Raw genomic sequence first — 12,857 nt, 5'->3', positions numbered from 1 at the left:
GATAACCAAAAATCTGCGTTTATTCAACCGCTTTTACTTGAAATACCGGCCTGTACTCGGATGGAGATAACGAATCTGCAATGATTTTTTTCTCTAAGCGAGTTGGGGTTAACGCTTCAATTTTCGGGGCTTGCTGTTTAGCGTACGGTTTGTTGCGTAAAAAAGCGGCGGCTTGGCGTACGGAAAGTCGCCCTTGTTCAACCATTTGATCAGTTGGGGCGAATTCAACGCGCCCACGTAGTAAGCCGCGATAAACGCCATGACTCAAATAAGTTGCGATAAGGCCGATTTGCTCGCTTTTGTTGAGTGTTCGCAGCTCACTGATTGCTGTTTCTATCGCGACAGCGCTACCGACCAGATAACGAACATTTGGCACCTCCAACACTTGTTGGATTAAGTTTCGCTGCAGCTCTTTATCATTATCTGCCCATAAGGTTTCAGTAATTCGTACATCGCTGTCACGAATGGCATCTTGCAGTCCTTGTAATACGGGCTTTGTCCCACCGCTTGAGGCTGGGCCTGGTAGCACAACGATATTGACTTCGCCGCTACCTTTTGGGTGTTTACCTGCGAGGTATTCTCCGGCGTAAAACCCCATCCAGTACCAATCGACACCTACTTCGCCTTTCAGATGCTCTTGTTGTTTTTTATCCAACAAGAGTTGATTCACCGTAGCAAATACGGGGACAGAGCGGCTGTATTGTGCTAAATCGTGCTGATATAGCTGTGGTGCAACTGTGCCGAGTAAAATCGCGTCAGCCCCCCAACGGACACATAACGCAATCTGCTGTTGTTGTTTGTCATGGTTGGGATAGCCGCCAGCTTCCATGACGCGTAAATTGATATTGAGCTTACGTGCCTCTTCCACCATGCCATAATTGACCGACAACCAGTATGAGTCTTTAAGATGAGGATAGAGCGCACACAGTTTTTCTGCTGCGCTTACAGGCAGTGCGGAGAGCAGCAAAAGTGCAGAAATCAAAGAAAATGAGTGCAAGCGTAGGTTTAACATGAGGTTAATCATTGGCGAACAGGAGTAAACACTGCACAATATAGCCCAATCCGCCACGCAGAAGAAGTCAACGAGAAGGTTTTCCCCATGCGTCTCGCTAAAGCCAGTATTGGTCGCAAGCTCTTATTCTCTTTCAGCGCGATGGCGTTGCTGGTACTTCTCTCTGCACTGATTGGTGTTTTGGGATTTTCTCTGGTCGCCAAAACCGAGCGCGATGTGGTGAATAATGCCATCCCTTCGATGATTGAAGCTCGCCAAGTGGCGGAGCTCAGTCATCAGATCATCGCCACTGCACAAACACTTTCGAGCGCTAAGAGTGAGCCGGATCACCAAGAAACAGGGCAAAAAGTATTTACTCAATTAGAAACCTTACTAACCCATATTCAACAATTGGGCGAGGAGGCTTTTGATAGCGTGTTGTTGGATAGACTAGAGCAGGATGTACAGCACGTGATTGATACCCTTGCCCAGCTAGGGCGGCGAGTAGAGCATCGACTTTTTCTAGAAACGCAATTGGCGGTTAGCGTTAAAGAAATGCGTAAACTGGCGCAAGAGCTGGAGCAGTTAACCCGTACTCAGGTGCTCAATACCAGTACCATTGCCGTAGCGAACGTCACTCATATTTATGATCTGTTGAAAAAACAGCAGCAAGATCAGGTTTATCAAGCCTTAGATAATTTGGTTGAAGTAGACTTGGATCTGGCAGAACGTTTACACGAACTGCATCTATTGGCATTTAAGGTGCTTAACGAAATTGAAGAGACGCAAACGGTCACTGATTTGGAGCGCATTCTCGCCTTAGATACCGAATTTTCCGAAAACTTGAGCATTATGCAGCGCCGGGTGCAAGCGGTCGAAGATCCGACTCGTTCCAAACAGATGGCAGGTTTGCTTCGTGAATTGGAAAAACGCCGCCTCGTGTTTGAGTTACTTAAACAACGTTATGACAACGAACAAGCCGCGCAGCAATTATTGCAAGACAGTTTGACTCAGTTTGCCAGTCTCAATAAAACCGTTAACCAACTGGTCGATGCTTCAAACCAAGTCACCACTGATGCGGTGGGTAAGCTCTCTAGTTCGCTGTACTATGCTCAGCTTATTTTGACCATATTAGGTTTACTCGGCTTAGTGATAGTCGTGTGGATCGTCTGGAAAGTAGTGTACCGCTCGGTTATTCAACGATTGGATAAACACACGGCCGCGTTGCTCTCTGTGGCCAAAGGGCAGCTCGAAGTCGAAGTCTCAACCTTAGGTAAAGACGAATTGGCAGAAATGGGACAGGCGATCGCCCATGCGCGCGATACCGCGAAAGCGCTCAAGGTGGTGGCTGAAAGCGAAGTGCGAGCGAAGCGTGAGCTGCAACAGCACAAAGAGCATTTGGAAGAGTTAGTGGAACAACGAACTCATCAATTGAGTGACATGAACCATAAGCTCAACCAAGAGGTGCTCAATCACGCCAAAGCGCGTTACCAAGCTGAGCAAGCAAGCCGTGCTAAATCAGCCTTCTTGGCAACCATGAGCCATGAAATTCGCACCCCAATGAATGGCGTATTGGGGACGGCGCGTCTACTGCAAGAGACGTCTCTCACTTCGACTCAACAGCACTATGTGCAAGTGATTAACCGTAGCGGACGTTCATTGTTGGCGATCCTTAATGATGTGCTCGATTACTCCAAAATCGAAGCGGGGCATCTGGAAATCCATCAAACCCATTTTGACTTGTATCGATTAGTGCGTGAAACCCATGAACTGATGCAAAGTCGTGCTTTGGAGAAAGGCATCAAACTGCGATATCAATTTGCAGATGGGGTAACTCAGTTCTGGCAAGGGGATGAAATCCGTATCGGACAAGTGCTGAATAACTTAGTGGGGAACGGAATTAAATTTACTGAGCAAGGAGAGGTGTGCATCCAGATTTGCCAAGATCCAGCAGGGCAAGGCATCCGCTTTGAGGTTCAAGATTCAGGTATTGGGATTGCACAGGAGGAGCAAGCCTCACTGTTTGATGCCTTTACTCAAGCTGAAGCTGGCCGCCGCAAACAAGGTGGAACTGGCTTAGGTCTGGCGATCAGCCGAAAACTGGTGCAAGCGATGGGCGGAGAGATGCGGTTGTCATCGGAACAGGGGCAAGGGAGTTGCTTTAGCTTCACGCTGCCTTTGCTCGCCGGTCAGCCAGTGGAAACGCCAGCAATGACGGTTGATGACGTTCCTGTCGCTCATGTTTTAGTGGTGGAAGACAACGAGGTTAACTGTTTGGTGGTGCAAGGATTTTTAACCAGTTTAGGCCATCAAGTGACTCTGGCGAAAAGTGTGCAGGAGGCGAAGCTTTGCTTTCAACAGCAAAGGTTTGATATTGCACTGCTCGATATTAATTTGCCCGATGGCAACGGTGTGGATTTACTCCGAGATTTGCGGCGAATGGAAGACAGCACACTTGGTTCAGTGATCCCATTTATTGCGGTATCTGCCCACGTGTTTAATGAAGAAGTCGCCAGCTATCTTGCCGCAGGTTTTGATGGTTTTTTGGCAAAACCATTGGTGAAAGAGCAGTTGGCAGCCATGCTTCGTCAACAACTGGTCGGACACGGTGAAACCTTGATGTCGTCAGCGGCGGCATTGAGTCCCACTTTCGTGGAAGAGCATGAAGAGGGGGCGGAAGTATTGGATGTGGTGAAGTTTGGGCAAGATCTGCAGATCTTAGGCTTGCAAACCATGCGCGAAATTGTCGGGTATTTTGAACAAGGTTGCGATGAGTTTCTTGCTATTTGTAACGCACAAAGTGACAACGATGCAGTGATTAAAAACCAAGCCCATAAGTTAAAAGGTTCCGCAGGATCATTATGGTTGACGGAGTTATATCAGCTTTGCCAACAGATAGAGAAATCGGCATCACCAGCACAAGCGTATGGTAGGAGCGAGATTCGCGAAGTGATGGAACAAGCCAAGCAATGCTTACGCCAAACACTTGAACAAGCCGCCGGCGAACAATAAAAAAAGACCTGCGACAAGCGCAGGCCAAATCCCTATGTGGAGCATTTGGGAGAGTATGATTACAAAGTTTTGGGGGATATAAGTGACGCGAAACCCTACTTTCCGCGTTACTTATTGGGTTAGGCGAACAGGGCTTCCTGTTGCGCCAAATTCAGTAGTCGGCACACGTTAATGTGACCAACACCTTCGACTGATTCCAGTTGAGTGACCAAAATCGAGGCGATTTTTTTCTCTTGCGCGGGCTTACGCAGCAAGTGAATCAGCTGAGTCGCAATATCTCCTTGCTTGTCTAAATGCTGGAAATACGTTGGTGTGACACCACGCAAAATAGAAAGCTTACGCAGTAGAGCAGGCTTATCAGACACCGCCCAAATGGTGGCTTGGCTTTGGCAGCGTGACATCAACAGTGGCGTTTCTCCTTGTTCAGTCACAATCGCAACACCAAGATCTTTATTGACTTTGGATGCGGAAATCATGGACGACAGAGCGAAGCTTTTGCCCGCATCATTACACAGATGTTGTAGCGCATCCCAGCAATCTTGCGCACAGTGAGTTTCATGCTCAACACCTTGTGCGATGCGCACCATGGCTTGCACCGCTTCAACGGGGTAACGTCCTGCAGCGGACTCCGCAGAAAGCATGATCGCGTCAGTACCATCAATAACAGCGTTTGCCACGTCTAACACTTCAGCACGTGTTGGCAGTGGGTTTTCGATCATTGACTCCATCATTTGAGTGGCCGTGATCACAGGCTTACCTAAGTGCTTAGCACGAGCGATCAGCGCTTTTTGTACACTTGGCAAACGAGCATCGCCAATTTCTACGCCTAAATCGCCACGCGCCACCATGATCACATCTGATGCGCGAATAACGCGATCCATCGCTTCTTCACTGGCCACCACTTCAGCACGCTCAACTTTCGCGACAATGTGCGCATAGCAGCCTGCTTGAACGGCAAGTTGGCGCGCGAATTCAATATCTTCAGCATTACGAGGGAAAGACACGGCTAAGAAGTCTGCTTGCAGCTCAGCCGCAGTAATGATATCGAGCTTGTCTTTTTCTGTGAGAGCCGGAGCTGAAAGACCACCACCCAGCAGGTTAATGCCTTTACGGTTTGAAAGTTTGCCGCTGTTGAGTGCTACAGTGTGAACGATGCGAGTTTGGGCATCTACCGCGGTCACTTCAAGTTGGATACGGCCATCATCAAGGAGCAGGATATTGCCCACTTTCAGATCATCAATCAGTTCTGGGTAATCTAAACCCACGCGCTCTTGCGTGCCGGCTTGACGATCTAAATTGCCATCAAGAATAAAGGTGTCTCCTGCGGTGAGTTGAATCGCGCCTTCTTCAAAGCAAGCGATACGAATTTTAGGACCTTGCAGGTCAACCAGTACGCCAACGCTCACATTCAGCTCTTGGGCGATTTCGCGAACCATTTCGGCGCGAGCAATGTGTTCTTCAGCGCTGCCGTGAGAAAAGTTAAGGCGAACCACGTTCACGCCAGCTTGGATGAGTTGAGTCAAAGTTTCACGAGTTTGGCTAGCTGGGCCTAAAGTGGCCACAATTTTGGTTTTACACATGTTGTAATTCCTATAACGACGCTCAACAAGAAAATAAAAAGGAGAAAGTAAGCAGGAGCAAGGCTCCTGCTTGGCGTAGATTAAGAGGCTTCTTGAGTTTTCAGAGGCTTGCCTTCAGCTTCGTCGATATCGACGACTTTTTTCGCATTCCATACAGTCAGGGCGAGCAGTACTGAAACCACACCCGCGGCCAACCAGAAGTATTGAGCGTTACCGAAGTCGTAGTGTTTTACGCCTTCTACTTCAGTTACTGTTATCAGTGATGCGGAGATCAGTTCTTGAGCAGAAGCGGCGATGTAAGAACAGAGACCGATCAAACCTTTCACTGCACCGACTGCGTTTTTCGGCATCAGGTCACAAGCGATAAGGCCAGCTAGGAATACAACTAGACCACCGATTGAGAAGCCGATCATGCTCAGTGCTACCGCATCCACGATACGGTTATCTGGGCCGAAGAACATCAAACACATACCAGCGATATTGGTCAATCCGTACAGCAGGTTCGGGATGTTACGGTTACCTTTGAACACTTTGTCAGAGAGCACACCGGACAGAATCGCACCGGCCAGCCCCGCTGTTGGGTACATAGACATGGCAAAACCGGCGTCAATCAGTGAATAACCTTTTTGCTCTTGCAGGAACAGCACTGCCCAAGAAGACATCGCGTAGCGAGAGATGTACATCGCCGCACAAGCCAGAGCGATTAGCCATACCACAGGTTGCTTCAGGATGAACATTTGTGCACGGCGGGTTTCTTTTGGATCGTTGGCTTTTTTGATTTCCGTGCCTTCGTCAAACGCTGTGCCTGGATCTGGCATACCGTAAGTTTGTGGACGGTCTTTCAAAAGTTTAAACATGATGAGAGAAGCAACGATACCTGCGATACCCGCACCGATGAAACCTGCACGCCAGCCGAAGTAGCTCACCAAGCTTGCGGTTAGGATCCAAGTGATACCTTCGCCGATGTTACGTGAGCCACCCCAAATTGAGTAACGGCTACCACGTTGCTTTGGAGAGAACCATTGGTAGATTGAGACGCAAGAGGGCGCAGAACCGACTGACTGGAACCAACCATTCAAGCCCCAGAGCAGAACGAAAAAGAAAGCGACGGTGTTCATCCCCATGAAAATGGAGGCAACGCCCGATAGCAGCAGTGAGAACGACATAAAGCGGCCAATGTTGGCATAGTCAGACAGGAAGCCGTTCAGGAACTTACCAAAGGCATAAGTAAAGAAGAAGGCCGAACCCATGATGCCGAGTTCTTCGAGGGTGACGATACCCGCATCCAGCATCGGCTTTTTCACTACGCCGAGTGCCATACGAACCACGTAGAACATGGCGTAACCGAAAATCAGGCCAATAAAAACTTGCCACTGATAACTTTTGTAGCGTTTTAACATTTCCGCTTTTGAGCTGCTGAGTAAAGGCAGATCGGGGCGGGTTTTAAAGAAATTAAGCATAAGAGCTCTCCCTAGTTCACGAGATCAAACGGGCTGTTTGTCGGGAGGCATCATTAGCCAAAGCCAGTTGTGGCTCAAAAACACCTTTTTGGGACAGAAATGACCCAAATGCGCGTTAGCTGTGAGTCAAAACTGGGAATTTTTCCCTCAGTGGATAAGCAATTGCTGATAAAATTAATGACAGAAAAGGTCAGAGTTGACCCAAATGCGTGGACGACTTTTTTTCAACAAATGACAGAGATTTGAGTGAACGCACAAAACCTAGGGATTTACCCAATGCAGCGACGGATTTTTGCTTTAATTTTACCCAGCCTTTTGCTGAGTTTTGGCGTGCTGCCAATTCAAATTCAGGCCGCAGAGAGGGAGTTGGTCATTCTCACCACCTTCTCTCGTGAGCCTTTACTGCCTTTAGTGGAAGAGTTCAGCCGTCGCTATCAAGGGGTTGAAGTACAAATTATCCATCGGCGAGCTCAATCGAGTGTACAACTGCTCAATAAAAGCTATATCCAGAACATCGATCTGGTGTTGAGCTCATCGCCATACTTGATGCACCACTTAGCGCAAAGTGGCAAGTTAGTGACCTTACCCGAACCGATGCAAACGCCAGAGTGGTTGAAGCCATACGCGTTACCGATTACTGATCAGGTCGCAACCATTGGCTATTCTGGGGCGGGTTTGGTTTGGAACCAAGATTACCTCAAAACTCATCAGCTTCCCGAGCCGAAGCAATTTAGCGATCTGGCTAAACCTATTTATTTTGGGCATGTCACCATGAGTACCCCTGCGCGCTCTGGCACCACGCAGATGATGGTGGAAAGCATATTGGCCAAATATGGCTGGCAAAAAGGGTGGGAGATCTTGCTGCGAGTCGGCGCCAATCTAGCGACTGCCTCGGCCAGAAGTTTTGGCGTGAGTGACTATATTGCCAATGGTCAGTTTGGGGTTGGCCCGACCATCGACAGCTATGCCTTGATACTTGGCCGCAAACTTGACTACGTGCAATTTGTGTACGATGAGAGTTTCACCTTAATGCCGACGTATGTCGCCCAAGTTAGACAAAATCACAACGATCAGTACGCCAAAGCCTTTATTGAGCTTCTCATGTCTAGCTCAGTGCAAAGCAATATGGAAGGGAACGATTTTGCGAAACACAGTGTTCAAGATAAATCGCTGTTTAATGAGCATTTTACTCGCTTGCCAATGGGCAGCATTATTCGTCGCGAAGAGTGCATTAATGCGCTGTTCGATCTGGCCATCACCAAGCAACTTCCGCAACTGAAGGATACGCTACTGGCGGTGCTCGAAGCGAAAGTGCAGTTTGTACGTCATCCTTCCGTATTGGCTAAAATTGGGCAGATTGAACACACCGTTTTTACTATGCCTATTTCCGAACAAGAGGTTGATGCTTTAGCCATGCAAATCACACCAAACTCGGAGTTGAGTGAAGAGGAGCTAGCAGAATCCGCCATGCTGCTTGCAGAAAAAGGGCATGAATGGCAAACCCGCTTGGAAAAGCAGTTAGAGCAAGCCAATCAGCAATTAAAAATGTTGCTCTCTGAGGAAGCGCAATGAGCATGACCACTCGCCATACCATAGGCGCAAGATTGTTGCTGGCGTTTGCGTTTAGCACTTCGCTGCTCACCATAGTCAGTTTAGTGGCGTGGGGGACATGGAGCCGATTGGACTATCAGGTGGAAGAGTTGCTCAATCAAAGCGTGCCGAAATACAACACGAGTTATGTATTGGAAACCCGCAGTTCAGAAATCCGCCGGCGAATCCAATTGATCGTCAGTGCGACCAGTAAAGTCATCCTCAGTCAGCAGTATTTACGTTTGCAAGATGATCTCACCGCGATCCACTCCGCATTAGCCAGTTTACAGCAAACGGAAGAACAAGCGGCTCTGCAACGAGGCTACACGGAATTGCAACAAACCACGCAGCAGATTAACGATCTGGTTTCGGCTCGTATCGATGTGAATCGCCGTTTAGCTCTCTTTGCGGAACAGTTGGATTGGCTGCATCAAGATATTGGGATGGAGCTGTCGCCGATGCGTCAAGAATTGCAGTGGCAATTAGAACGAGGCGGCGCGGCACAACCTCAGGCTCAAATCATGTTTCAAACCATTAATCTGATCCAAACGATCTTAGATGGTGAAACACAAGCCTTTTTGTTTGTAGATGAACTACTTAAAGCTAAGCACCTCACCCAAGTGGATAACGGTATGCGTGTTTTGCAGTATCGACTTGATGAAATAAATCGATTAAGTCAGCCGCTGTTTTCCCAGCCTTCCTCCATCGCTTACCAACAACTGCTTGAAGAATGGCGAAATGTGCTGCGTCTTGAAGGGGATTTTCATCACAGTTTGCGTGATATGGTGAGATTGACGCAGCAGTTAGAACGTACGAGTGAACAGTTACAAATTCAGTTAGATCAGCAGCATACGGCAATTGCTGATCTGGTGGCGAATGCCGATTCTCTCTTTGTGCAAGTCAAAAAACAGACCGCCCAACTGGTGAAAGAAGGCAACCGAGTATTGCTAGTTTGCTTTGGCCTTTCGATTGGGCTGAGCTTATTACTGATGTATTACTTTGTTCATAAGCGCATTGTTGGACGGTTACACCGCTTAAGTGAAAGTTTGGATGCGATTATTCATAACGATCTTTCTCACCCGATCACCGTGGATGGTAAAGACGAGATCGGGGCATTGAGTGAACAGCTCATATTGTATGGCAAAAAAGTGGAGGAGATGGAACGCACTAACGCGTTAAGCCTCATCAATAACACACAAGCGAGTTTGATCACCTGTGATTTGCTGGGGAAAATTGAATCCGCCAACCCGAGTGCGATGGCAACGCTGCGTTTGGAATCTATCGCTCAACCGCTGACGTTATGGAGCTGCTTTGCTGAATACATTCAACCTAAAGTAAGCCAATTATTTGATAAAAAAGGTAATTTAATTCAGAAAGGGGCGGAGAGTTTAACCCTATCGCTCGGTAACTCGGAAAAGCCGCACTACTTGCGCCTCTATCTGCGTCGTTACAACCAAGGGCTACAAGATCAGATTATTGTCACCATCACCGACGTCACAGACCAAGAACATGCCAATCGCTTGCTGGAGCAGCGGGTCAAAGAGAAAACCCAATCACTGCGCGAGAAAAACCGAGAGTTACAAGCCGAAGTGGAAGAGCGGCAACGTACCGAAGCTCACCTGAAAAAAACGCAAGGCGAACTGATCCAAGCGGCGAAAATGGCAGTAGTAGGGCAGACGATGACGAGCTTGGCCCATGAGCTCAATCAGCCGTTGAGCGCGATGTCGACCTATCTGTTTTCTGCTCGATTGGCATTAGAAGAGCTCCCGCATGCTCCATTGTCAGAATCACTCGATCATATTGAAAGCTTAACCTCGCGGATGGGGAAAATTGTGAATAGTCTGCGCCAATTTGCTCGCAAAAATAGCAGCGATGAAACGCTACTGCCGATGCTTCTAAACAGTGTTGTTGAGCAAGCTTTTGTTTTAGTGCAAGCCAAAGCTAGACGGCAACAAGTTCAGCTTATCAATGAGTTACCCGATGACTTAATGGTGATGGCAGATGCGTTGAGTTTGGAGCAGATCTTAATCAATTTGATCGTGAATGGCTGCGATGCTTCGACAACCCACGTGCCATCGTGGGTCAAACTCATTGCGTTGGAAAGTGCGAACACAGGTATGTTGTGTATTGCAGTGGTCGATAGTGGGCAGGGTTTTGAGCACGACGTGGTCGATAAATTATTTACTCCATTTACCACCACCAAAGAGGTGGGCTTGGGGCTTGGGCTGAGCATTTGCCAGTCATTAGTGGAAAAAATGCAAGGCCAGATTGCACTGGCCTCTGACCTAGAAAAAGGTGCAATGGTAATTTTGGAGTTACAGCAAGATGAAAAGTACCGTACTGCTGATTGATGACGATCAGGATGTGTTGGATTCCTATCTACATTTGATGTCGATAGCTGGGTTGACTGCCAAAGCGGTGATCGATCCCACGCTGGCGATGAACCATATCCAGCCCGACTGGAACGGAGTGGTGCTGCTCGATATGTACATGCCACAGCTGCATGGCATGGAATTGCTCAAGCAGATCAAAGCCGTGGACGACAAAATTCCGGTCATCGTGATCACAGGACACGGTGATATCCCGATGGCGGTGGAAGCGGTAAAAATCGGTGCGTGTGATTTCCTCGAAAAACCGATCAATCCACCTCAGCTGTTGACGTTGATTAAGCAGCACCTTGAGTTGCGCCGTTCCTTCATTGAGCAAAAACTTTTACTGTCACGCTCAGTAAAACGTGAATTAGTAGGCAAATCAGCTCAAATGGAACAAATTCGCTCCCATGTTGCGCAATATGCACTGTTGAATCGCCATGTAGTGATTGTGGGAGAGTCGGGCTGTGGGCGGCACACCATTGCCTATCTTATCCATCAGCTAACCATCAATAACGGCCACTTGCCCTTGGTTGAGTTAGTAGCTTCGGCAAAAACCGAGTGGAGTACCATTGAACCTAAAGTCCAAGAGAGTGCGGGCGGAACCTTGCTGATTGATCATATTGAGCTGCTCAGCGAGGAAGTGCAGCGCAATTTAGTACAGAGTTTACTCAACCAAGAGCGACTCAATCGACCAAGAACGCGAGTGATTGCGGTGATTGACCAACAACCGGAACAACTGATTGCACAAAACCAGTTGTTACCTGAGCTTTATTATCTACTGAATCAAGGGCAGATCGATGTGCCATTACTGCGTCAACGACCAGATGATATTGCGGCGTTGTTCCATTACTTCCTAAAACAGAGCTGTTACAAGCTGGGCAAACCTATGCCCAATGTTGAGCCGCATTATCTTGCCTTGCTACGAGCGCACCAATGGCCGGGGAATGTGCGTGAGCTACGTAATGTGGCGGAACTGTACGCGATTGGCATTGTAAAACTGGCGGGCAAAGAGCGGATCTACAATCAAGAAGAAATGTTATCGCCATTGGATGAGCTGGTGGACGATTACGAAAAGCAAGTGATTGAAGATGCGCTGTTTCTGTTTTCTGGCCGCGTAGCCGATGCCGCGAACTACCTACAAGTGCCGCGTAAAAAGCTCTATTTGAGAATGAAAAAGCACGGTCTTGAAAAAGGTGCGTTTAAAGCTCGCGATTAGGGGATGACGGACAAGGTTAGTAAAGTCTGCGCGCTGTAGTAGGTGAACATCACTACATGTCGCGAAAACTGAGATGAAGAGCGAAATCGGTCAATGGCTAGTACCAGATCGGAAAGCATAAACATCGTCGCACCCATCAGAGCAAGGCGTGAGGCATTGTTGTTGTAACCAAGCCAGTATTCCGTTGCTGCGCATGTCATCAATACGATGACTACGATATATCCAGCAACAGGGAATGCCATTTTGCCAAGATTGGGCAACAACAGTAAAAATGCGATCACGCCCAATGCAGACCAAATGGCGATTGGCCACCATGTCAATTCGGTGATGGTAGTAGCAAAACCTAAGGTATAGGCGATATGTGCGAACAGAAATACTAGCAAACCGGAGACAAATTTATCTTTTGGATGCATCAGCAGAATGTCGCCGATTGCAGAGAGCAGCAAGCCTGCGACAACCCACCCAGCAAACTCAGACAAAGGGCTAGGGCAGACGGCAATAGTTAATGCCATCAGTAGGATTGGGGTAGGTTTAGAGAAATAAAAAATCCAACGTGGACCGCGATCAATTGCGATTAAGTGAACAGCACAGAGAGCAATAATCAACAGCCACATAAATCTATCCAAACTCACGTAT

General features: G+C 48.0%; 8 protein-coding genes. 4 read left to right on the top strand and 4 right to left on the bottom strand.

Annotated features, from left to right (window positions below):
- Positions 1-19: 19 nt before the first annotated feature.
- Positions 20-1,012, bottom strand: a complete 993-nt coding sequence (torT, locus tag VOA_RS06330; RefSeq protein WP_000933514.1) for a TMAO reductase system periplasmic protein TorT — start codon at positions 1,010-1,012, stop codon at positions 20-22.
- Positions 1,013-1,099: 87 nt separating this feature from the next.
- Here torT and torS point away from each other — a divergent pair, with 87 nt between their 5' ends.
- Positions 1,100-4,003 carry a TMAO reductase system sensor histidine kinase/response regulator TorS gene (gene torS / locus VOA_RS06335; protein WP_001234231.1) on the top strand — a complete coding sequence of 968 codons (2,904 nt, stop codon included), beginning with the start codon at positions 1,100-1,102 and terminating at the stop codon, positions 4,001-4,003.
- Positions 4,004-4,122: 119 nt separating this feature from the next.
- On the opposite strand, the gene pyk is transcribed toward torS, so the two are convergent.
- Together pyk and VOA_RS06345 are read right to left on the bottom strand one after the other, a co-directional pair.
- Positions 4,123-5,583: a pyruvate kinase gene (gene pyk, locus VOA_RS06340; RefSeq protein ID WP_000335351.1), complete on the bottom strand. Its 1,461-nt coding sequence runs from the start codon at positions 5,581-5,583 to the stop codon at positions 4,123-4,125.
- Positions 5,584-5,663: 80 nt separating this feature from the next.
- On the bottom strand, positions 5,664-7,043 hold the full coding sequence (locus VOA_RS06345; RefSeq protein ID WP_000931479.1) for an MFS transporter: 1,380 nt from the start codon (positions 7,041-7,043) through the stop codon (positions 5,664-5,666).
- 276 nt (positions 7,044-7,319) lie between these two features.
- Between VOA_RS06345 and VOA_RS06350 the strand changes: the two genes are divergently transcribed.
- Genes VOA_RS06350 through VOA_RS06360 form a run of 3 tightly spaced genes read left to right on the top strand, consistent with a single transcriptional unit; the run spans position 7,320 to position 12,221 of the window.
- Complete coding sequence (locus VOA_RS06350; protein WP_001189675.1) at positions 7,320-8,615, top strand: ABC transporter substrate-binding protein; 1,296 nt, start codon at positions 7,320-7,322, stop codon at positions 8,613-8,615.
- Positions 8,612-10,984, top strand: a complete 2,373-nt coding sequence (locus VOA_RS06355; protein WP_000063067.1) for an ATP-binding protein — start codon at positions 8,612-8,614, stop codon at positions 10,982-10,984. The genes VOA_RS06350 and VOA_RS06355 overlap by 4 nt, the downstream gene beginning before the upstream one ends.
- Positions 10,959-12,221 carry a sigma-54-dependent transcriptional regulator gene (locus tag VOA_RS06360; RefSeq protein WP_000843511.1) on the top strand — a complete coding sequence of 421 codons (1,263 nt, stop codon included), beginning with the start codon at positions 10,959-10,961 and terminating at the stop codon, positions 12,219-12,221. The genes VOA_RS06355 and VOA_RS06360 overlap by 26 nt, the downstream gene beginning before the upstream one ends.
- Here the strand turns inward: VOA_RS06360 and VOA_RS06365 are convergent.
- The gene (locus VOA_RS06365; protein ID WP_000266545.1) at positions 12,218-12,835 is read right to left on the bottom strand and encodes a lysoplasmalogenase; all 618 of its coding nucleotides are present in this window, start codon (positions 12,833-12,835) and stop codon (positions 12,218-12,220) included. The two genes, VOA_RS06360 and VOA_RS06365, sit on opposite strands and share 4 nt — an antisense overlap.
- Positions 12,836-12,857: the final 22 nt, after the last annotated feature.

This window comes from Vibrio sp. RC586 (assembly GCF_000176715.1).
In the GTDB taxonomy this organism is placed as follows: Bacteria; Pseudomonadota; Gammaproteobacteria; order Enterobacterales; family Vibrionaceae; genus Vibrio.
The sequence above is the reverse complement of the archived record's forward strand: the minus strand, read 5'-3'. Positions and strand labels throughout refer to the sequence as shown.